Genomic DNA, 21,930 nt, shown 5'->3' with positions numbered 1-21,930 from the left:
GATTGTCATGAAAGAAAAATTCAGAAAGTTTATGACTGGAAGGTACGGTGTAGATCAGTTAAGCAATGGCTTGAACATACTGTTTTTTATTCTGGTGATTCTTGGTCTTTTGACTCGAAATAACATCATCTTATATTTGTCTTTAGTGCCAATGATCTATAATTACTTCCGTATGTTTTCTAAAAATTTCAGTAAACGTTATAATGAAAATCGAATCTATACAAATATGATGTCACCGGTTTATAATTTTGCAGATAAAATCAAATATAAATTTCAAAAAAATAAAAAACGTGATAAAAAGAAATATAAATATTATCACTGTAAGAATTGCGGACAGGAATTGAGAATACCAAGAGGGAAGGGCAAGGTTACGATCACCTGCCCGATCTGTAAGCACTCATTTGATGGAAGAAGTTAATCTATATTAAAAAAGAGTAATTTTGATGCTTTATCTAAAATTACTCTTTTTTGATATGATGTTATTTTACGTCTTTTGGCTTTATGATGATCCAAGCTACGACAAAGGCAACTATAAATGCGATCAAAGCCGTGATACATGCATTGACAAAGTTCATCGGATTATCAAGACTGATGAATACAGGCAGTGTTGGTAATCCCGGAGCTCCTTTTGCTAAACGAACCAAATGTGTACATCCTGCATAAAGCCCTCCTGCGGCACCACCGATAATGGTTGCAATTAAAGATTTTTTATTTCTGGCCGTAAAACCGTAAAGTGCCGGTTCAGTAATACCACATAAGGCAGTAATTCCCGCTGTAAAGGCAAGTGGTTTTACTTTTTCATCTTTTGATTTGATTGACAATACGAGCGTTGAAGCTCCCTGAGCAATATTACTTGCTAATTGGCCAGAGCCGGAAATCGCACTTGAGCCCTGTTGGGCAATCTGCATCGTTTCCAAAGTTCCGACTGCCCGATGCATACCAACGAATACAAGGAATGGAGTGACAGCACCCATGATAGTTGGAACAAGGAATGGAGCATGTTCATCAAGCATACCAAACAGATTCATGAACCATTCTCCTAATACCGCACCAATAGGACCTAGAAGCAATAAACCTACAGGGAAAGTGATCAAGAATGTTAACATAGGTTCAAGAATGGCTTTGATGACTTTTGGTGATATCTTACGTGCAAATTTTTCAACATATGACATGAACCATACGGTTAAGATAGTTGGGAAGACCGTTGAAGTATAATTATATAAAACTACCGGGATTCCAAAGAAATATACGGGATCACCTGCATCGACAAAACTTGTATATGTCGGGTAGACAAACATGGCACAGATAGCGGCAGCAATGAAGCGATTGCAATTAAAATAAGTAGCAGCCGTAACAGCCAAAAGTACAGGCAGATAGTAGAAAACCGTATCTGAAACATAGTTGATAATGACATATTCCTGTGAATCCTTCGATAATCCGAAAGCTACAAGGATTGCAAGGATAGCTTTGATCATACCTGCGGCAGTAAAAGCAGGAACGAGCGGTGTAAACATACTGCTGCAAGCATCAAAGAATTTTGAAACGAGTGAAGTTTTTGTCTTTGTATCAGTTGCTTCAGCTTCCTTATCTTCAACAGTTCCTCCTAATTTATCATTATCGAGCATTTTGCTGACGATACCATATAATTCAGGAGCGTCACTGCCGACGACGATCTGTGTCTGGGCACCTACGTTCATTACTTTTAAGACGCCATTAACGGCAAGCAAAGCTTTTTCATCGACCAGGCTTTGATCGATAAGCGTTAAGCGCAAGCGAGTAGCGCAATGGGAAACAGATTTGATATTTTGTGCCCCACCAACCAATTGAATACATTTTTCAGCAAGTTCTTTCATGTTTTATCCTCCATTTCATTTTATAAAAAAGGTGATCTGTGTAAAAGATGTCGTATTTTATGTTGATACTGATCTTGCCTACTGAAAGTAACAATTCTGGTTATCAGATTTTAATATCAAATGATTACGGTCAGCAATTCCTCCTCCACTCGAATAATTTTTTGATTTGTACATACGACATCTTTAAACTGCTTTGTATTAGAAACAATAACGATAACATCATCCGCATAACCGGCTTCTTTGATTTTCTTTTTTGAGAAAGACATCAGTTTTTGTCCTGTATGAATCGAATCACCTTTTTTTACATTCACTTCAAATCCTTGACCATTCATCATAACAGTATCTAATCCGACATGAATCAATAGCTCCACACCTGTACTACTGAGCAGACCTATCGCATGTTTGCTTTCAGTTATCATCACGACATTTCCATCAAACGGTGAATAAATCGTTTCATCATCTGAACAGATTACACATCCTTTTCCTAAAAGCTGTTCGGAAAAGACACCATCATTTAATGCCTGTAAATCTTTTAATTTTCCTCCTATAGGAGCTTTTACAATATAATTTCTTGGTTTTTCAGTTATTTTTTCTTTTTTTCTAAAAAACATAGTTTTACCTCTCATAAAGAATTCCATCGGGATAATCTTCGATAACAAATTTTTCAAACCAATCATTGATCTTACAAATTTCATCTTTTTCCATTAACTTCTGAGGACGTCCTGCCAGGCGATAGAAACAAGGAAAGACAATTTCAACGATCGAATAGCCTTTATTTTCTATTTGTTTATTTAAGGCCTTCATCAGATACCTTTCCAATTGAATCATATCTTTGATTGATTTAATGCTGCCACGTGCAAGAAAAGCACCTTTTTTCAGCTTAGCTGTTTCTTCAAGCATATGGCATCCGCCTTTGGCTTTTCCTGTAAAATCATTTTCACATTCAAACCAGTTTAAGGTATTGATGATCGTGATATTTTCATTGGTAAGATTTAAATATCGATTTCGATTTCGCTCAACTGAAGGCTTTTTGCTGCTGGAACAGATAAGAATGACCACTTTATCCGGATTATTTTGTTTATAAACAAGTGCATCTTCGTAAAAACTTTCATCAGGATAATCATGGGTTTCTATTTTTAAATTTACATCAGCAGTTTTCTTTTTAAATATCACGGTCTTTTCAGATATATTCATCTTATACAGACAGTCTGCCAATGCTTTTGTCAAAGAACCTAAGTAACATCCTGCATGAGGCGGAATGGCTTTTTCATCAATAAGATTATAACCGCTCACCATGCTAGAATGATCAATCTTAATGGCTTTGGCTGTACACATCAGTTCACATTGACCACAATGTAAACAAGCTTTTTCATCTGTTATCTCAATATAATGGACGTTACGTTCATTTAAATTTTCAGATAATTTTAATAAATGTTTTGGACAAAAAGGAATACAGTTTCCACATCCCATGCATTGATTTTTATCAAAAAGATTCATGATCCTTCTCCTTTTTCTGATTAAGTGCTTTTATCATATTTTTGATATGAATCGCAAGATATCCTTTTTCTTCATCTGTGATCTGAACATGAAATTCATCTGCAATAGTCTGTGCATTTTTTTCGACACATGCTTTTAGCTGAGGATATTGACTGATGATCATCTGATAAAGTGTTGAGTTATCATCGACGAGCATTTGTGAATCATGGATTCTTGCCGCTAAAAAACTGAGGTGGGTAAGAAAGCGTGAATAATATAAAGAATGTCGATCCAGCTTGATTTGAAGACATTTTTCAATATCATTAATCAGCTTTTCCTGAAATAAGAGTCTGAATTTCGCATCACTTCTAAAACTGTTGCCTTGTGAATTGATATAATGCATGACGATAAATCCAGCTTCATCATCACTTAACAGCACACCTGTTTCTTTTTCTATCAATTCTAATCCTTTTTTTGCTATTGCAAATTCTGTAGGATAAATATGAATGATTTCTTGAAGAATATCTAATTGAAGCTCAAAGCCTTCCTTTTTATTTATGACCGCATTGGATATATGGTCAGAGAGGCTGATATTCATCATATCATTTACTTTCACATGAAGCTCATCTTCAAATAATTGAATGATCTTTGCGGCTACATCAATATAAACGGGTTGAATATCTTCAACAAGATTCATTAGATAATTTTTCTGTTTATCATCATTTGCTGCAAATATCTTTAGAATCACAGCTTCATCAATTTTATCACCTCTTTTTTTTCCAAAGCCGATTCCTTTTCCGAAAAGGATGACTTCATTTTGAGATTCATTTGTAGAGAAAACGACATTGTTATTAATCAATTTGGTGATCGTATATTGTTTTGCCATGTTACCTCCTTTCTGAATGCAAAAAAGATCAGTATATAATGCATAAAAACACATTAGATACTGATCTTGCCTTCTTCAGTTACAATTCTGGATATCTGTTTATATAGTAATCAAAATTGTAAACGTTGTCAATAAAAAAATTAAATTTTTGATATCATAATAAAGTGTAATGAGATACAAGTATGCATTTTGACTAGGGTATGATAAAATAGAGATATGAAAATATTCATATTCTTATATTTGCATATCGTTTATCCATTATATACGTTGTGGTTTGCTATGCATGCTTCTTTGGTTCAGGAAAACCTTTCCTATGTTGGGAATCTGGACGGAATGCATCTGTATTTTATTGTCTGGGCAATCATGTGTGAAACAGCTTTGGCCCTTGGTTTTCAGCGATGTCTTCCTAAATGCCTCCATGCAAAAAGGCTCATGCCCTGGATTGTCATAAGTGCGCTTTTATTTTTGATATCTGTGATCTTACCGTATTTTCCGCAAAGCCATCCATTATCAGCACAATTTCATATTGCTTTATCATTTATAGGCTTAATCATGATTTTGGTAGTCATTATCATGATGGTCATATCTCTTTGTTTCTCATATACCATCTTTCCTTATGATTATTTGCTTATACTGATCGATGGCATTGCTTTAGGAATCTATGGTGCCCACCATATGAGCGTTAATTCGCTGGTGGAGGTATTTTTAGGAATAACACTTCCTATTTATTTATATCATTTGAGAGGAAAAATATCATGAAAAAAGTCTGGCTTTGTTTATTATTTTTTTTAAGCGGTTGTGTAAATGGATATACACTGATACGTGAGTCTGATAGTGATGTAATTAAGATCATCATCCTGACAGATGAAAATGAACGTGAATGGGTTAGCTCACCTATTGACAATACAGAAGTTGTTTTTTGTCAAAGTGATTGTAAGCAAGAAATTAAAAATGCCGAGGATGAGTATGTCGATGGTATCGTAGCTGTCGGTGAAGCTGCATTGCAGGCTGTGAGTGAATATGAAAATCCGAATCAGATACCTGTCATAGAGGTAATGATGAATGAAAAACTGGATTCTTTAAAAAAATTATTTCCCCAATATCAGAATTGGGTAGAGGCGAATGACAGTGAAAACGTTGAAGAAGCTGATGCACTTTATTATGAAGAAGGAGCGGAAGTAACAACAGATCTGCCGTTTTATCAGGAAAATAATCCACAGAGCCTTTGTATATTGATACCGGATAAAGAACAGTTTATTAATGGATTGGAAACAAAAATAAGCCTGCTTATAGAAAACAGGCTTAAGGATTACAGCTTATATATAGACTGGACTGCTAAATGAAAAATGGAATGACCACAAAGTAAACAAAGACGATTGCTCCCAGGATGATGCGATAGTAGCCGAATATTTCAAATGAATGCTTACGGATGTAGGAAAGCAGCATTTTGATAGCAATGATACTAACGATAAATGCGGTAAACATGCCGACAGCTAAGACAACAATATTTTGAATTGTCAGGATGCCGTCATAGCGCACCAGATCCAAAAGACTTGCACCGAGCATGACCGGAATGGCAAGAAAGAATGAAAATTCACTTGCTGTTCTACGGTTCAGACCTAAAAGGGTACTTCCCATGATCGTTGCACCTGAACGGCTTGTGCCGGGAATAAGTGCCAACATTTGGAATACGCCGATTTGAGCGGCCTTGACAGAAGTGATCTCATTCAAATGATTGATGACAGGACGTCTTTTACGCCTTTCAATGACAATAAAGCCAATACCATAGACAATCAGCGTAATTGAAATCACCGGGGGATTGAAAAACCATGCTTTGATCTGATCATTAAATAATACACCAATGATACCGGCAGGAACACAGGCAATCAGGATCTTGATCCATAGATTGATCGTTTCCTTTTTTTCACTGATTGATTTTCTTTTTGAAAAAGGATTCAGGCGATTAAAGTACATGAGCACGACAGCTAGAATCGAACCGAATTGTACGACTACCAGAAAAAGCTCCACAAATGTTTCTCCGCCTGCCAGATGAAGAAATTCATCTACGAGTATCATATGGCCCGTGCTGCTGATAGGAAGCCATTCGGTAATCCCTTGAATGATGCCTAAGATAATGGCTTTTAGTATTTCTATTAAAAACTCCATATAAAAATCTCCTTTATGATGGTTCTATTGTATCACAAAAAAAACATTCTTCACAAATATTTCACAAAGTTATCATTTTTATGACACATGCTAAGCGTATATTATAGAGGTGTAAGGGAGGTATTAGGTATGGATGATGAAAACATCGTAGATACTGAAGTTCATGAAACTGAAATTAAAGAAGAGAAAAAAGAAAAAAAGAATATATCAAAGCTGTTGTGGGTCTTATTATGTGTTCTGGTAGGATTTGCAAGCGGAATCGGCGGTACACTTCTTACGATTCATTTAAACGGCGGCAGCATCAACAATACAGATGTCATATATCAATCTGTTGTTCAGACAAATGCTGATGGTGAAGCCGTAGATGAGATGTCTACGGAAGATATCGTTGCGAATGTGAAGGATAGTGTTGTTGAAATTACGACCTCTAAAACTGAAACAACCGTCTTTTTACAGCAATATGTAACCAGTGGTGCAGGAAGCGGTGTTATTTTTAGTGATGCAGGTCTGATCGTCACAAATCATCATGTCATTGATGGTGCGGATGAGATCAAAGTCAGATTAACGAGCGGTGATGAATATGATGCAGAATTGATTGCCAGTGATGCACAAACGGATCTGGCCGTGTTAAGGATCAATGCTGATAATCTTCAGCCGGCGATTTTAGGTGATTCGGATACACTGAATGTTGGTGAGAACGTCATTGCGATCGGTAATCCATTGGGTTCACTGGGCGGTACGGTAACAGAAGGTATTCTGTCTGCCAAAGACCGTGATATTACGATTGATGGACAAAGCATGACCTTGCTTCAGACAAGTGCAGCAATCAATCCGGGAAATTCAGGTGGTGGATTATTTAATTCAAGAGGTGAATTGATCGGTATCGTTAATGCGAAATCAAGTGGTAGCGATATTGAAGGATTAGGTTTTGCCATTCCTATTAACATTGCGAAAAGTGTTGTGAATGACCTTATAGAAAATGGTAAGGTCAGCGGAAGAATTACCTTAGGTATCACTTATTATGAAATCAGCAGTATTACTCAGGCTATGCAGCATGGTGTGAATGTATTAGGACTCTTAGTGAGTGAAGTAACGCCAAACAGCAATGCAGCAGCTGCCGGTATTCAGGAAAATGATGTAATTGTTGAGGCAGATGGCGAACAGATCACGACAAGTGATGATTTACGAAATGCTTTAAGTTCACACAAAGTGGGTGATACGATGACATTCAAGGTATTCCGTGATGACGGATATGTAGATTTGAGCTGTACACTGGCAGAATAGTGAAATTAAAAAATCTGTGATGATGTGGAATCATTGAGTCACAGATTTTTTTTGTAATTCATGCCTTGATATAATTCATGACGGGCCATATATTTATCGATTTCATTTAAGACGCAGACTTTTTTTATCGTCCATAATGGTGCTATCAATTCACTGGCTATTCCATCTCCTGTCAATCGTTCGATAATGATCTCTTTAGGAAGATAAGTTAATTGCTCACAGACAATTTCCACATATTCTTCCAATGTTAAGATGTGAAAAGGATTTTTTTCATATTCATCTGCCATTGCCGTATTTTTTAAAAGATGAAGCATATGGATCTTGACTGCATGAATCGGAAGCTGAGCGATTGCTTGGATCGTTTCAAGCATCATGTCTTTTGTTTCATAAGGAAGACCGTTGATGATATGGACGCAGATCTTACAGTTGGTGTCAGCCAGCTTTTCTATGGCCTTTAAAAAACAAGCATAATCATGAGCACGGTTGACTCTTTGGGCTGTTTCATCGTGGATCGTCTGCAAGCCGACTTCTACCCAGACATCTTTATAGACGGTTAAGGAATCAAGATAGGCAATATTTTCATCATTGAGGCAGTCCGCTCTTGTCGCGATGCAAAGTGCAACGATATCTTCTCTTTGAATAAAGGGTTCAAAAAGATTTTTTAATTTTTCAAGTGGGCCATAGGTATTGGTATAGGCTTGAAAATAGGCCATACCTTTTCCATTCGGCCATTTTTTCCGTAATAGTTTGACTCCATCATCAAACTGCCGCATGATATCTTCGTGATGAATGATGCTGTCGCCGCTTCCTAATGCACTGCAGAAGGTACAGCCGCCAAAAGCCTTGCTGCCATCACGGTTCGGACAGGTAAACCCTCCGTCTAAGGGAACCTTAAAGATTTTTTCATGGTAGGTGTTTTTTAAGTAATAGTTAAAGGTGTGATATCTTTTGTTGTCATTCGAATAAATAAATGGATTTTTCATGATATTAGTATAACATATTTGCATCTGTATCTTAAATTCATTATAATAAATTCATGTTGAGAAAAATAAAAGTAAATGATCTTGAGATATGTTATACCCTAATCATCAAGAATGTGAAAAATATAAATCTGCATATCACGCGTAATGGTGAAATCGTTGTTTCATGTAATGCTTATGTACCTCTTAAAAAGGTAGATGAATTTGTAGGAATAAAATGTCAATGGATATTGGAAAAGATGTGCATGATTCAACAACAGCAAAAAATCCTTCATGATAATCAGCGCTTTTTGTTTCTTGGAAAGAGCTATCCTATCAAAACCGTATTGTCTAAGACAAGCGGAGTAAGGCTGAGAGAAGGTATTTGTATGATTTATAAAAGGGAAAGTGAGGATGAATATAAGATATTGCTTCAATATGAAAAAGAAATGGCTCAAAAGATCTTAAAACAAAAGATGAAAGAAGTATATGAGAAGATGAGCCATGATTATATAATCAATGAGCCTGCGCTTAAAATACGAAAAATGACAAGCAGATGGGGAAGCTGCATGCCTAAGAAAAATCAAATTACCTTAAATTCACAGCTGATTCATTATCAGGAGCGCTTCATTGATTATGTTGTGATTCATGAATATGCACATCTGATTCAACCGAATCATTCAAAAGCGTTTTATGCGATCATTGAAAAATATATGCCGGATTATAAAGAAGTAAGTAAAAACGGACCTAAATTAATTACAATAGATGAGTGATTTTGTGGTATGATTATCAAAGAATAGGAGGAGGCAGCATGGTAAGAATCGTTGAAAAGAAGCGTCTGAATCCAACAGTGACGCAAATGGTAGTAGAACATGAAAAAATTGCGAAAAAGGCAAAGGCAGGACAGTTTATAATCTTGCGTGTAGATGAAAAGGGAGAGCGTATTCCTTTGACGATTGCCGATACAGATCCAGAAAAACATACAGTTACGATTATTTTTCAGATCGTAGGAGCAACGACGAAAAAATTAAATGAATTAAATGAGAATGATTATATTCATGATTTCGTAGGTCCTTTGGGAAAGCCGAGCGAGATCGAAGGATTGAAAAAGGTCTGTGTGATTGGCGGTGGTGTTGGCTGTGCAATTGCATATCCAACCGCAAAAGCGCTTCATCGGCAGGGAAGCGATGTTACGACGATCGTCGGATTTAGAAATAAGGATCTGGTGATCTTAGAGGATGAATTTAAACAGGTAAGCGATCGTTTTTATATCATGAGTGATGATGGCAGCGTAGGTGAAAAGGGTGTCGTTACCAATGCTCTGGAAAGACTTTTGGAAAAGGAGACCTTTGATTGTGTGATTGCTATCGGACCGCTTGTCATGATGAAGTTCGTGGCCTTGTTGACGAAGAAATACAATGTTAAGACAACGGTATCGATGAATCCGATCATGATTGATGGAACAGGCATGTGCGGGGGATGTCGATTAAGCGTTGGCGGCAAGACAAAGTTTGCCTGTGTGGATGGCCCGGATTTTGACGGTCATGAAGTAGATTTTGATGAAGCGATCAGTCGTAATACATCTTATCGTGAATTTGAAAAGCATGCCTATGAAAAGACATGTGCTCTTTTAAACAAGGAGGTACAGTAATGCCGAACATGAGTTTGAAACGGGTCGAAATGCCTGTGCAGGATGGAAAAGTACGCAGCGGAAATATAGATGAAGTCGCTTTGGGCTATACCGAAGAGATGGCAGTAGAAGAGGCAAATCGTTGTTTGGATTGTAAGCATAAGCCATGTATGCAGGGCTGTCCGGTGTCGATCCATATTCCTGATTTCATTCGTGAAGTAAAGGAAAAGAATTTTGAAAAAGCTTATGAGATTCTTAAATCAACGAGTTCTTTGCCGGCTGTCTGCGGCCGAGTATGTCCACAGGAAAACCAATGTGAGAAATACTGTGTACGGGCAATCAAGGGTGAAAGTGTCGGTATTGGCCGGTTAGAGCGTTTTGTTGCGGACTGGGCAAGAGAAAATTTAAAAGAGGAAACATCGAAAATTCCTTTTAACGGACATAAGGTAGCGGTCGTAGGAGCAGGTCCGAGCGGGTTGACCTGTGCCGGTGATCTGGCAAAACTTGGCTATGAGGTCACTGTGTTTGAAGCCTTACATATGGCCGGAGGAGTATTGGTCTATGGTATTCCTGAATTCAGGTTACCAAAATCAATCGTCCAGCATGAGATCGATGCTTTGGAAAAGATGGGCGTCAACATAGAATGTGACAGTGTCATCGGAAGAAGCGAAACGATTGATGAGCTTTTTGATGAAGGCTTTGAGGCAATCTTTATTGGCAGTGGAGCCGGACTTCCTAATTTCATGGGTTTAGAGGGAGAAAATCTAAAAGGAGTCTTTTCAGCCAATGAATATCTGACACGCTTTAATTTAATGAAGGCATATCAGGAAGACAGTGATACACCGATTTATAGAGCTAAGAAGTGCGTAGTTGTCGGTGGTGGAAATGTTGCCATGGATGCTGCCAGAAGTGCCAGACGTTTGGGTGCCGAGGTAACGATCGTTTATCGAAGAGGCATGGAAGAGCTGCCGGCAAGATATGAGGAAGTCGAGCACGCCATGGAAGAAGGAATTGAGTTTAAGCTGTTGACCAATCCGGTGAAAGTCATTGGAAAAGACGGATGGGTCTGCGGTGTTGAATGTGTGGAAATGAAATTAGGTGAACCGGATGCCTCTGGAAGAAGAAGACCGATCACAAAAGAAGGAAGCAATTTTGTCATTGACTGTGACTGCATGATCATGGCAATCGGTACGAGTCCGAATCCATTGCTTCGTTCAACAACAAAGGGCTTGGAAACAAATGCAAAAGGTTGTCTTTTAGTGGACGAAAAAGGCATGACAACAAGAAAAGGTGTTTTTGCCGGAGGAGATGCTGTCAGCGGTGCGGCAACGGTCATCCAGGCAATGGGAGCCGGAAAGAAATGTGCGGCATCTATTGATGAATATATCCAAAGCAAGCTGTAAAAGGCTTGTTTTTTTTATATAAGGATTTTTTAATGAACACTTTTATCTTTATGGCTTGTTTTTAAAAGGATAAAAAAGAAGCAAGAAATGAAGCATGGTAAAAGACAGGTGATTAATGTCTGATCGCCTGTTTCAACTGATGTTGAAGGTATTGGCGTGTTGGCAAAAGCAATTTCGTAAATATCATCGTTTTGTAAAGGCAGATCATTGACAAAAATCCCATTTTCTCCAACGCTGATACGTATTATTTCATCACTGAGAAGATAACCTTTAGGTGCTGCAGTTTCTTTTATGTACCAAGTGCCATAACTCAGTTTAATTTCCGCATATCCTTCACTAGTATTACCTCCAGCTTGAATGAGTTCTTTTGTACATTTCGCATCACTGTAAAGTGTGAATGCAAAGTTTTTATTTAAGATAGCTTGGCCGCTCTGAGAGTCAATCTTGTTTATGTGAACATTTATCCATTTCAATTCATTCATGACAGCTTCACCATTGTTGACAGATACAACGATATTTTCATCATGGGATTGATCGATACTGAAGTCGTATTCTTTTTCATCAAGAATATAGGCACTATTTGTAGACAGCTCCTTCAGATAATAATTTCCTACAGGAAGTCTAGGCACATTGACAAGATGACCTTCTTCATCGATGCCCACGGTAGCAACCAGCATATCCGGTTCAATTGCGACATTGCCTATATGATCAAAGGTATCATCTCTGGTAAAAATGCCATAAATAACATCCTTATAGACATCAGGAAATTCAAGATAGCCTTGTTCAAACACTTTTGTCAACTCAATTTCATAGGAAGGAAGATCATTGACCAGTGTTGATTCGATCAGCTGTACTTCCGTGGACTGGCTGTCATTGATTTCAAAGTAATGTTTTTCTGTATCAGAAATATATCCGATTGGTGTCTTGGTTTCAACATAATAGTAAGATCCGACCAGAAGATTCATGCTTTCCACTGCATCCCAGTCGCTTTCCAGAGTCTGAATCGCTTCATCCTTCTTGTAATAAATGTGGTTGCCGATCGTGATGTCTTCGGCGGCATAGATCGTGATCTCAGCACCTAAAAGATTACTTTCTTCAAATACCGGTGATTCAACGATACCGACCTCTGTCATTTCAGTCACTGTGTGTGTAAAAATCTTACCGGTCTTGTTCCATACAAGCCTTCCAACGACAAGATCATCCAACATTTCAATTTTTTGAATTTCTCCTGTTGCGGATACTGTAAATTCAATCGTTTCGCTGATGGCAAAGCCATAAGGTGCTGATTCTTCAATCATGAGATAGCTCTTTCCAACCTCTAAACCTTTGATCAGATGCGGTTTATCCGTAGATACATAGTCATCAATAATTTTATTTGTTTCTTTCTCCATAACAAGGATATGCGCCCCTGCCAGTTCTTCCGCAAATGTTAGATTTTTCTTAGAAAGTTCAATCTTTGTGATTGCATTGATATCAGTGAAAGAGTTGTTGATTATCGTAATCGTCTGTGCTTTATATTTAGTATCAATATCAAAAACGTTATCTGATAACACATAACCCGCCGGTTGTTTGATTTCCTTGACATAGAAATGACTTTCTTCATCCAAAGAAATAGGAAGATCTGCTTTGAAAGACAGCTTGCCATTTTCATCTGTGACAGCTGTTTCGATCAATGTATCAGCCGAAAGGAGGATTGCATCATCAAGCATGAGATCTGTTTTGGTATATAAGCCGTAGACAGCACCAGCTAACAAGGTTCCTTCATCATCTTTCTTCGTAAGTTCTATATTTACTTTTTGGCGATCATTTTTAAAGCTGATCTCTGCTGATACGACTTCTACTGTCTGATCTTTGTATTCCAGCTTTACTTTCTGGATTTCCTTATTTAAGATCATACCATTTTGTACCTTAGTTTCTTCAATGCGATACTCACCTAATGGAAGCTTGCCGGACGTTGTATAGCCGTTAGTTCCAGTGGTAATCGTTTCAACCACTTTGTCTTTTTCGTATAGAACGGTGCCATCATTGCTTGGATCCATGATATCTGTATCCGCAATAATTTGGAATTCTGTATTTGATTGTCCTTTTGATTCATAATCAAAGGAATAGCTTTCATCATTATTTTGATGTACACCGCTAAAGACTTCACCTTCTTTATATACTGTGATCTGTCCTTTAACAGAAATATCTTCCATCTCAACCGTGATCACAGGGGTAACACCATCCTCACCGATTTCATAGATGCCATTTTCTGAAACTGTAAATTTTACAGGTTCAGTATTCAATACATAACCATTTGGTGCGGTGATTTCTTCCAGCTGATAGTTACCATACATCACAACATCATTTAAATAAACGATACCCTGATCTGTCGTAGACCATGTGTCTACGTTGTGAGGAATAGGGAACCAGACGAATTGAGTTAAATACTCACCAGTATCAAGATTCTTGATCTTGAAGGTCGTATTTGGCAGCAATACCGTCTTGCCGGTTTCAGCATCTTTCTTCACTAGCTTCAGCATACCTTCAAATGGCGCATCATTCATGATGATCCAAGGCTGAGGTTCATCACTGTCTTCGGTGATCGTAAGGATGAAATCTTTCACTGCTTCATGTTCATCCGATTTCTTTGTTTCCCGTACTACATATGTACCATAAGGCAACTTTTGAGATACCAGATATCCTTTTGAATCAGTCACTGATACATCATAAGCAGGGGCTGTATCCCAGCCTAAGCGATCTACATCGGACTTCAGCTTGGCTGTAAATTCAGCACCTTCAAGTGTTGGTACCTCACCCGTTGATCCATTAGAACCAATCTTGATCAAGCTATAAACCTGTTCATTCGGCTTATCTTTGTGCTTTACAGATACACTCACATTTGGAGTATTCTGATCAACATAGTCAAGATCAGCAATAACATCTACTGTATTCACGACAACCGTACCATTACTTGTCATTTCATGAACATCATAGCTACCTAAATAAAGATCAGTCCATGTGATCTTACCATCAGCATCTGTCTGTTTTGTCGTATTCGGAATCACTGAATCTTTCGCATACAAGATACTGCCATCCATAGGATTTAAGATATTCTCATGAGCGTGCAACTCATAAGTGACCCCCTCTAAAATAGAATTGCCTGTCAATCCTGTTTCAGTTTCACCAAATTCCTTTGTAAGAGCAATACGTCCTTTTACACGTGTATTACTGATATCGATCGTATAGGTCTGGTTATTTTCAATTACAGCGATCGGATTACTTTCACTGGCATTAACTGTGTACCCATTCGGAGCAGTCTTTTCTTTTACCTTATAGGTGCCATAATCCAACCAGTCAGAAATCGCAACACCTTCAGAGTTAGTCGTAGTGGTTTGTACAACCTGATTACTGGTATTCAAGATATCAAACTGAGTACCTGCTTTTTTTACGGTTTCACCTGTTTCAGCATCTTTCTTTACGACTTGGATCTTTCCTTGCTTCCAATCATTCGTAGCACTAAAATAAACTGTTTCATTTGGTACGATTTCTATTGAGCGGATCGTACTGTCAAGGATCAGATGTTCAGGCACAGAAGTTTCCTGAATGTAAACTGTCTGTGGCAACAGCTCATTGATCGTTACTGTACCATCCTTTCCCGTTGTATAGGTTCCGATTGGATCATTCATATCTGCATTGTAGCTGATCTTAAAGGATGTATTTGGTACAAGACTATTTCTATCATCTCTCTTTGTGATAGTTAAGCTTCCATATTTATTCACTTTTATAGTAAGAAGTGCAGAAGCTGGATCTGTTATCTTTACTGAAGATATAGCCTGAGAATCTTTTGATTTTACCGCAAACAAACTTCCTAACGCACTTTGATCGATATTACGAACAAGTCTTATCACAGAAGTATCTGATGAAGCAGTTGTTGCCGTTACTTTAAATTTATTTCCGTTTTTTGATATCTCAAGACCGCTTGCGGAAGTCATTGTAAAATACTGAAGTACACCATTCGTATCTTCTATTTCAATTGACTCGCCCACATTTAATGTATAATGACCACCATTAAATGAAGGTACAGTTTCCATCGCATTCACTTTTGCCATTACAGAATCCTGCCATGCTTTCTGACTCACTCTTGTCGGATATCGGCTGCTTACATAGAAATAAAAGTCATTTCCGGCTTTTGTACCAATCGTTTCCCAAATTAAATTCTGTGTCAGAACATAATTGTCATAAGTCGGATTTACACGATACCCGAAATAAGCGATATATGCCAACTTTTTACCTGATTCACGGCTATAACCAATATCTTCAAATGTATATTCTGTATTCATCCCAACCTGTGCTGTCTTACCCGGTTCAATACACCAAGCCACCTCACCATCTATAGTAAGAAATGCGGGAATACCAGTACCCCGTAAACGATGCCAGCTTTGAATTTCAGTTGGAAAAGATTCATTAACATTGTGTGTGGCAGCATATGTCGGAATATGCCATTTAGGTAACATTATCCCAACGGATAATAAGCTTGTTATTAAAATAAAACGTATTTTCTTTTTTAATTTTATAATTAATGAAGTATTTTTATTTTTCATAATTTTTCCCTCCTACTATTTTATATGCACTCCGATTGCAAAAAGGAAAAAAATATTACAAAATTATCAAAAAAATTTATCTGTTTCAAAATAAAAAGCTGTCTGATACGATAAAACAGTAAAAAAGATCATAAAAAAAGAAATATGATTGTCTTCATATTTCTAAAAATCATTTAATATATCAATTCTACTGCATACCATAGTTCATCACAACCATTCGAACAACGAACACCAAAAACAGATACATTTTTCCATAATCCCCACTTTTGCCAAGTTTCACCATTTAATTCATACTGAATATCTGTTGATTTTGCAACTGCATCATTCCAATGATTAAATAGAAGTTCACTTCCTTCATAATAAGTAGTCGTATCGTTGACGACAAACTTATGCTGATGAGGCATTGGTGCCGGCTCCGGCTGAATCGGCTGAGTAGTCACTGATCCATGGCTGCTGTTTGATGAAGCATTTGAATTTGCTGCTGATGTAGCGCTGTTTGAACCAAAAGTTGATTCGCTGTTCTTTGGTGAATCATTTCCCATAGTATCTATTACCGGAATGATCTCTTTAGGTTTTTCATCAATTTGGATCACACATTCTTTTTCTGTCATATTTTCATATTTATCTTTTGCGATAAACGTAACGGGATATTTTCCCACTGTATCAAAATCTACCTCACCTTCCACTGTAACTTCGACAGCAGATAAATCCTTTACTTGAAATAATTTTGTAAGATCGGTTGATTCTCCCTGAATGAGAATGACCTTTTCAGTAAAATTCACAAATTCAGGTGCCGTCGTATCCTCGATATTCACCTTTACATCCTCGGTTTCATCTTTATATGAAAGCGATAAAATATAACTGCCAACCTCCAACCCTGTACCATCTGTATCAAGCGGTTCATTTGTTTTGTTGTTTCCTTCTGCGATAAATACCTTAACAGAAGTACCATGCAGGATATCCTCGGCAGTATCTTCAATTAAATAATCTTTTGGATCAAGTGATAATGGATCACCGTATTCAACTGTAATTTCAGTTTTCGCAAGCTGAAGATCATCAGCAGATGAACAGGCTGTCGTTGATAATAATATGGCTAAAGATAACATGCCATACATCTTTTTATTCATGTTTTTTCCTCCTTGTATCTTAATTTGGTAAATAAGTTCTTTTCTTTTAATAATTATCTGATATATTTTAGAGAAGAGTATAACTTAGATCATGATTTATATAAGATAATATTATAGTAGCGATAAAGAAACTTCAAGAATAAATGATCAAATATTTATATGTCACCCCCCCTACTATTCTTATATGCATCAAAACCCTGAAAAGGAAAAAAATTAGAAAATTTATCAATGTTTTTTTATTGTTGTGTAATAAAGAACATTATATAATATCGATGATAAGATATCTTCATCAACTATTTTCAAGATAAAAATTGATGTGTAATAAGAAAGAAGGAATTTTATGGAAGTATTTCAAATAATCAAGAAGATGGAATTTTATGAACATGAATTCACATTTAACGGTAATGTATATACTTTAGAAATAGAAGGTTCTTTTTATAAATTATTATGGAATCTTGATATGATCATGTATTTTTTCTTTTCGGCGGACTTATTGTTTTCAATTAACAGCCTTTTTCAAAAAACAGAATCCTTTTGGATGACATTTTTAATATTGATCTTAGCGATCATAATCTATACTTACGTAATACGTCATATTTTCAGATATGAAATACGTAAATATGTCTGTCGTAAGAAAAAAGTTAAAATAAGTAAAAAAGAACACATATAAAAACATTACCGATAAATATGATTTCAGTAATGTTTTTTTTAATAACATAAATGAATTATTAGGGAGAAATGTAACTTCTCATATCAGCAATTCTTTCCAAAGCTGTATATCAGTGGATATTTACGAGGCAAATTAATTCGTCCAAAATTAATACTGATTATATAATATATGAACTTCGCATGAAGAAATACTGTAAGAGTGATTTACAATTGTGAGATAAACTCACTTAAATCTTTAGAATGAATCAACTTAGGAATTTTTGAAGTGTCGGATAAAGAGCGTATGATAGAGTCATAAACTGTTTTAAAGATTTTCTTATCCTGTTTGGAAATGGTAATTAACAAGACGATATGAATAAGAGAATCATCCCATTGAATACCTTTTTCTGATATCAAAACCGTAAACATCGTTTTCGTATTAGAAAAATCCATCGAATGCGGAATAGCAAATGTATGAAAGAAACAGGTTGTTGATAGGCTTTCCCGATAGAGTACTTTTTCAGTATATCCTTGTTTTTCTAAACCAAAACCAATAATTTTTTCACAAAGAAAGCGAATAGCACTTTCCTTAGTAGAATATGCATCTGTCTTAAAAAACAGATGTTCATGGAAATAAGAAGATAATACTTTATTTTTGTTTGCAATATCTTTTTCAATCAGTTTTTCATTGATTGCATGATAGATCTTCAACTCATCAGCAACCGTATATAACGGAGAAATGATGATGACTTTTTTGCCAATAATGTTGATTGGCTTGATTGAAATAATTAAATCTACATTGTAGTCAATATTAATATCATCTTCATCGGGAGTAACAACTGTCAGATTGATATAATCCTTATGGTACTTTAATATTTGAGCAGAAACAGTATCTATCAAATTCAGATAATCGCTGCAGATCAATAGAATTTTCACTTTTATCAGGTCAACTTCAGAGGCATTCATCAAAAGGCCGATATGAACAGCAATGAAGCCAATTTCCGAATCAGATATCTCTATATGGAACTCATCAGCTATCTTTTTTGAAATATGGATGGAAACTTCAAAAACAAATGGACAATTTTTCTTTAAGGTATCTAAGATATCATTTGAAATTAATTGATTATTTCTAATTCTTTTGATCATTCCATCAATATGCATGGCAAAGTTTTGCAGGGATTTGAAATAATCAATTGAAAACATATAATAGTTAAAGGTTTCTGAAAGAATCTGATCAATTCTATGAATAAAATCTGGAGCTAAAACAGGGTTTGTTTTCTCATTTGAATGTAAATATTCCTGATTTTTTATTTGTCCAGACAGTAGCAAGGCAATATAAATGATATCTTCTTCATGTGGTTGAATATTCCAGTGTAAGGAATAACTTTTACAAATATCTTTGGAAATCTGATATTCTACAGACTGCTGATCTACATAGTTTTTCGGCAGATCTTTAATATAGATGGCAGATTTCATTCTAAATAGTGCAATTGTAATATTCAGATATAAATTAAATGAGTAGTTTTTATCAACATAATAGCCATGTCTGTTGATTGACTCATTTACAATTGTTTGTATTCTGGTGAAATTCAGTTGATCGAAATATTTTGAAATATTGTTTATGGAATTGAAAGTAGAACTTGTTTCTTCTTTGATCAGCTCCATGATCAGCTTTCTTTTGTAATATTCACTACCTTCGATAGAGATGGATCCTCGTTCACGTTTCAGCTCAAGGTTATGATCCGCTAGTATTTTACTGATTTTTTTGATCTCTTTTTCAAGAGTGCTTACTGAAATATATAACTTGTCTGCAAGCTGATTGATATTGTATGTTTTATTTTTCATGATCAGCCGCCGAAGAATGATATGTGTATTGTTGGTATTTTCGACAAATAGTGAAGGATCGAGCTGTGATAACACAGTTGGATCGATCTTATAGCCATACGGTGTATTTATGATTAAATTTGTTTTTTTATTAATATAAGCAATATCGTTCTGAATGGTCCTTTTTGAATAATTTAAAAGCTGCGATAGTCTTTCGCAGGTAATAGTATCATTCTGATTTGTAATCAAATGGATGATTTTCAGTTGCCTATCTGTAAATTGATTCATATTCTTCACCACTTATATTATAATCTATCCTTTTTTCATTTCAATTTTTTATTTACCAGGGGGTACGCAAAAACAAAAATGCACAACATGAGTGTTTGTTATAGAATGATGCCAAGGAGGAAAGCGATAGATATGGAAAAATCACAAGTACAGTTATTAGCGTTTCAATTGATTGCACATTCTGGAGATGCGCTAAATCACTTTAACCTTGCTTTAGACAATGCAGAGGAGGGAAAGTTTCAAGAAGCTCAAAAAGAGATTCATGAAGGAGATAAAGCGCTTGTGGCAGCACATAAAGCACAGACGGGCATGCTTACTTCCGAAGCGAGAAATGAAGTCATAGAATATAGTGTTATCATGATGCATGCCCAGGATCATCTTATGACAACGCTGAATTATGAACGGTTTGCAAAAAGGCTGATCAAGTTGTATGAAAAGATGCTTAACGAAAAAGAATAAAGGAGGAAAAAATGAATAAACTACAAAATTTACTAGAAAAGAAGCTTCTCCCATTAGCTGGTATGATGCAGAGCAATAAGATATTAAGCTCCATATCCAATGGTCTGATGGCTGGAGTTCCATTTATGATTATTGGCTCGTTGACGCTGGTAATCAGTACACCACCGGTCGATTACACTACTTTAGATCCGGGAATTATCTATACGTTTATCAAGGGATGGACAGATTTAGCTAACTCGCTTGGTAATATTCTGACAATGGTCAGCTTTGCCAGCATGAATTGCTTTGCTCTGATTTCAAGTGCAGCTATTGGTTATTATTTGGGACAGAAGCTTGGTATCAAGGGATTGTCAGCAATGGTAAACGCATTGGTTGCATTTCTGGTTACTGCTACATTTACATATGACGGTGAATTAATTCAGGGCTTTACAAACTATGGAGGACAAGGTCTTCTGAGTTGTATCATCGTATCAGTATTATCTACTTTGGCATTGTCTTGGCTTATCAATCATAATGTCGGAAAGATCAAAATTGGTGGTGCAGGAGTGCCTCCCGCTATTACCCAAAACTTTGTTACATTAGTACCATGTGCCATTATTGTATTTTCTTGGGCAATCATAAATACGCTATGCATCCAGATTGCCGGGGTAGCATTTCCAAATGTCATTGATTTAGTCATGTCACCTTTAGTATCCATTCTGCTATCTCCTGCTGGAACGATTATTTATTGTCTTCTTTGCAGCTTAGGATGGTGGTTCGGTATTCATGACAACGCCTTCTCAGGTTTCTCACCATTCCTTTGGACAGCATTTTATGCCAATCAGGCAGCTTATGCAGCAGGAACGAACATTTATGAGCTGCCATACATCGTAAATTATGGTATGTATTATACATTTGTAAATATTGGTGGTTGTGGAGCAACCTTTGGTCTTGCGGTGTTATTATTTTTATTCTCTAAATCCAAACAGTGTAAGACAGTTGGTAAATTAGGAATCCTTCCAGCATTTTTCAATATCAATGAACCAATTATCTTTGGTGTTCCGCTGATGATGAATCCGGTATTTATCATTCCTATGGCGATTACAACAAGTGTTAACTTCATTATCACATATGTTGCAACTGCATTGAAGCTGGTGCCGCATGTCGTTTCCTTTGCCGGATGGAATTTGTGGACACCAATTGGTGGCTTTTTAGCAACATTGAGCTGGACAGGGTCGGTTTTGGCAATCGTTCTTATTATAGTAGATATGCTCATCTACTATCCATTCTTTAAAACTTATGATAATCAGAAGTTGAAAGAAGAAGCGAACGATCCAAATCAATAAGGTGTTTTGATGATTTTTC

18 protein-coding genes are annotated in these 21,930 nt (G+C 36.4%); 9 read left to right on the top strand and 9 right to left on the bottom strand.

From position 1 onward, the window contains the following. The first annotated feature begins 7 nt into the window (after positions 1–7). Positions 8–418 carry a hypothetical protein gene (locus tag ACZYT3_RS04665; protein WP_294561021.1) on the top strand — a complete coding sequence of 137 codons (411 nt, stop codon included), beginning with the start codon at positions 8–10 and terminating at the stop codon, positions 416–418. Positions 419–479: 61 nt separating this feature from the next. On the opposite strand, the gene ACZYT3_RS04660 is transcribed toward ACZYT3_RS04665, so the two are convergent. The 4 genes from ACZYT3_RS04660 to ACZYT3_RS04645 all read right to left on the bottom strand — a co-directional run bounded on the left by ACZYT3_RS04660 (position 480) and on the right by ACZYT3_RS04645 (position 4,215). After that, on the bottom strand, positions 480–1,853 hold the full coding sequence (locus tag ACZYT3_RS04660) for a PTS transporter subunit EIIC (RefSeq protein ID WP_464087852.1): 1,374 nt from the start codon (positions 1,851–1,853) through the stop codon (positions 480–482). Between the two features lie 116 nt (positions 1,854–1,969). After that, positions 1,970–2,464 (bottom strand): PTS sugar transporter subunit IIA, encoded by a 495-nt coding sequence (locus ACZYT3_RS04655; protein WP_464087851.1) that lies wholly within the window; start codon positions 2,462–2,464, stop codon positions 1,970–1,972. 4 nt (positions 2,465–2,468) lie between these two features. Continuing rightward, entirely contained in the window at positions 2,469–3,350 is an 882-nt protein-coding gene (locus ACZYT3_RS04650) for a 4Fe-4S dicluster domain-containing protein (protein WP_464087850.1), read from the bottom strand. Then, positions 3,337–4,215, bottom strand: coding sequence for a PRD domain-containing protein (locus ACZYT3_RS04645; RefSeq protein WP_464087849.1), 879 nt, complete (start codon positions 4,213–4,215; stop codon positions 3,337–3,339). The genes ACZYT3_RS04650 and ACZYT3_RS04645 overlap by 14 nt, the downstream gene beginning before the upstream one ends. A gap of 216 nt (positions 4,216–4,431) precedes the next feature. On the opposite strand from ACZYT3_RS04645, the gene ACZYT3_RS04640 reads away from it, so the two are divergent. Continuing rightward, positions 4,432–4,974 carry a hypothetical protein gene (locus ACZYT3_RS04640; protein ID WP_464087848.1) on the top strand — a complete coding sequence of 181 codons (543 nt, stop codon included), beginning with the start codon at positions 4,432–4,434 and terminating at the stop codon, positions 4,972–4,974. After that, positions 4,971–5,558, top strand: a complete 588-nt coding sequence (locus tag ACZYT3_RS04635) for a hypothetical protein (protein WP_294561023.1) — start codon at positions 4,971–4,973, stop codon at positions 5,556–5,558. The genes ACZYT3_RS04640 and ACZYT3_RS04635 overlap by 4 nt, the downstream gene beginning before the upstream one ends. Here ACZYT3_RS04635 and ACZYT3_RS04630 read toward each other — a convergent pair. Further along, on the bottom strand, positions 5,551–6,381 hold the full coding sequence (locus ACZYT3_RS04630; protein WP_294561024.1) for an undecaprenyl-diphosphate phosphatase: 831 nt from the start codon (positions 6,379–6,381) through the stop codon (positions 5,551–5,553). The genes ACZYT3_RS04635 and ACZYT3_RS04630 overlap by 8 nt on opposite strands. Before the next feature lie 129 nt (positions 6,382–6,510). Between ACZYT3_RS04630 and ACZYT3_RS04625 the strand changes: the two genes are divergently transcribed. Next, the gene (locus ACZYT3_RS04625) at positions 6,511–7,665 is read left to right on the top strand and encodes a S1C family serine protease (RefSeq protein WP_294561025.1); all 1,155 of its coding nucleotides are present in this window, start codon (positions 6,511–6,513) and stop codon (positions 7,663–7,665) included. 38 nt (positions 7,666–7,703) lie between these two features. Here ACZYT3_RS04625 and mnmL read toward each other — a convergent pair whose 3' ends face one another. Then, positions 7,704–8,648, bottom strand: coding sequence for a tRNA modification radical SAM protein MnmL/YtqA (gene mnmL, locus ACZYT3_RS04620; RefSeq protein ID WP_464087847.1), 945 nt, complete (start codon positions 8,646–8,648; stop codon positions 7,704–7,706). Between the two features lie 113 nt (positions 8,649–8,761). Here mnmL and ACZYT3_RS04615 point away from each other — a divergent pair, with 113 nt between their 5' ends. Genes ACZYT3_RS04615 through gltA form a run of 3 tightly spaced genes read left to right on the top strand, consistent with a single transcriptional unit; the run spans position 8,762 to position 11,657 of the window. Beyond that, positions 8,762–9,397 carry a M48 family metallopeptidase gene (locus ACZYT3_RS04615; protein ID WP_464087846.1) on the top strand — a complete coding sequence of 212 codons (636 nt, stop codon included), beginning with the start codon at positions 8,762–8,764 and terminating at the stop codon, positions 9,395–9,397. A 38-nt stretch (positions 9,398–9,435) separates the two neighbouring features. Next, the gene (locus ACZYT3_RS04610; RefSeq protein WP_464087845.1) at positions 9,436–10,275 is read left to right on the top strand and encodes a sulfide/dihydroorotate dehydrogenase-like FAD/NAD-binding protein; all 840 of its coding nucleotides are present in this window, start codon (positions 9,436–9,438) and stop codon (positions 10,273–10,275) included. Continuing rightward, complete coding sequence (gene gltA / locus ACZYT3_RS04605) at positions 10,275–11,657, top strand: NADPH-dependent glutamate synthase (protein ID WP_464087844.1); 1,383 nt, start codon at positions 10,275–10,277, stop codon at positions 11,655–11,657. The genes ACZYT3_RS04610 and gltA overlap by 1 nt, the downstream gene beginning before the upstream one ends. A 29-nt stretch (positions 11,658–11,686) precedes the next feature. On the opposite strand, the gene ACZYT3_RS04600 is transcribed toward gltA, so the two are convergent. From ACZYT3_RS04600 to ACZYT3_RS04590, 3 genes are all read right to left on the bottom strand, one after another. Continuing rightward, positions 11,687–16,240, bottom strand: a complete 4,554-nt coding sequence (locus ACZYT3_RS04600) for a SpaA isopeptide-forming pilin-related protein (protein ID WP_464087843.1) — start codon at positions 16,238–16,240, stop codon at positions 11,687–11,689. Positions 16,241–16,413: 173 nt separating this feature from the next. Then, positions 16,414–17,367, bottom strand: a complete 954-nt coding sequence (locus ACZYT3_RS04595) for a hypothetical protein (protein WP_464087842.1) — start codon at positions 17,365–17,367, stop codon at positions 16,414–16,416. 873 nt (positions 17,368–18,240) lie between these two features. Continuing rightward, positions 18,241–20,127 (bottom strand): BglG family transcription antiterminator, encoded by a 1,887-nt coding sequence (locus ACZYT3_RS04590; protein ID WP_464087841.1) that lies wholly within the window; start codon positions 20,125–20,127, stop codon positions 18,241–18,243. A gap of 132 nt (positions 20,128–20,259) precedes the next feature. Here ACZYT3_RS04590 and ACZYT3_RS04585 point away from each other — a divergent pair, with 132 nt between their 5' ends. Further along, on the top strand, positions 20,260–20,586 hold the full coding sequence (locus tag ACZYT3_RS04585; RefSeq protein WP_464087840.1) for a PTS lactose/cellobiose transporter subunit IIA: 327 nt from the start codon (positions 20,260–20,262) through the stop codon (positions 20,584–20,586). Positions 20,587–20,597: 11 nt separating this feature from the next. Beyond that, positions 20,598–21,911, top strand: coding sequence for a PTS sugar transporter subunit IIC (locus tag ACZYT3_RS04580; RefSeq protein ID WP_071441383.1), 1,314 nt, complete (start codon positions 20,598–20,600; stop codon positions 21,909–21,911). Positions 21,912–21,930: the final 19 nt, after the last annotated feature.

The sequence above is a fragment of the Traorella sp. mt218 genome (genome assembly GCF_055420025.1).
This window is presented reverse-complemented; position numbering and strand designations above follow the sequence as displayed.

Bases quoted from the DNA above. Each gene is read 5' to 3' on its own strand.
- ACZYT3_RS04665 (WP_294561021.1), top strand. From the start codon at position 8: ATGAAAGAAAAATTCAGAAAGTTTATGACTGGAAGGTACGGTGTAGAT.
- ACZYT3_RS04660 (WP_464087852.1), bottom strand. From the start codon at position 1,853: ATGAAAGAACTTGCTGAAAAATGTATTCAATTGGTTGGTGGGGCACAA.
- ACZYT3_RS04655 (WP_464087851.1), bottom strand. From the start codon at position 2,464: ATGTTTTTTAGAAAAAAAGAAAAAATAACTGAAAAACCAAGAAATTAT.
- ACZYT3_RS04650 (WP_464087850.1), bottom strand. From the start codon at position 3,350: ATGAATCTTTTTGATAAAAATCAATGCATGGGATGTGGAAACTGTATT.
- ACZYT3_RS04645 (WP_464087849.1), bottom strand. From the start codon at position 4,215: ATGGCAAAACAATATACGATCACCAAATTGATTAATAACAATGTCGTT.
- ACZYT3_RS04640 (WP_464087848.1), top strand. From the start codon at position 4,432: ATGAAAATATTCATATTCTTATATTTGCATATCGTTTATCCATTATAT.
- ACZYT3_RS04635 (WP_294561023.1), top strand. From the start codon at position 4,971: ATGAAAAAAGTCTGGCTTTGTTTATTATTTTTTTTAAGCGGTTGTGTA.
- ACZYT3_RS04630 (WP_294561024.1), bottom strand. From the start codon at position 6,381: ATGGAGTTTTTAATAGAAATACTAAAAGCCATTATCTTAGGCATCATT.
- ACZYT3_RS04625 (WP_294561025.1), top strand. From the start codon at position 6,511: ATGGATGATGAAAACATCGTAGATACTGAAGTTCATGAAACTGAAATT.
- mnmL (WP_464087847.1), bottom strand. From the start codon at position 8,648: ATGAAAAATCCATTTATTTATTCGAATGACAACAAAAGATATCACACC.
- ACZYT3_RS04610 (WP_464087845.1), top strand. From the start codon at position 9,436: ATGGTAAGAATCGTTGAAAAGAAGCGTCTGAATCCAACAGTGACGCAA.
- gltA (WP_464087844.1), top strand. From the start codon at position 10,275: ATGCCGAACATGAGTTTGAAACGGGTCGAAATGCCTGTGCAGGATGGA.
- ACZYT3_RS04600 (WP_464087843.1), bottom strand. From the start codon at position 16,240: ATGAAAAATAAAAATACTTCATTAATTATAAAATTAAAAAAGAAAATA.
- ACZYT3_RS04595 (WP_464087842.1), bottom strand. From the start codon at position 17,367: ATGAATAAAAAGATGTATGGCATGTTATCTTTAGCCATATTATTATCA.
- ACZYT3_RS04590 (WP_464087841.1), bottom strand. From the start codon at position 20,127: ATGAATCAATTTACAGATAGGCAACTGAAAATCATCCATTTGATTACA.
- ACZYT3_RS04585 (WP_464087840.1), top strand. From the start codon at position 20,260: ATGGAAAAATCACAAGTACAGTTATTAGCGTTTCAATTGATTGCACAT.
- ACZYT3_RS04580 (WP_071441383.1), top strand. From the start codon at position 20,598: ATGAATAAACTACAAAATTTACTAGAAAAGAAGCTTCTCCCATTAGCT.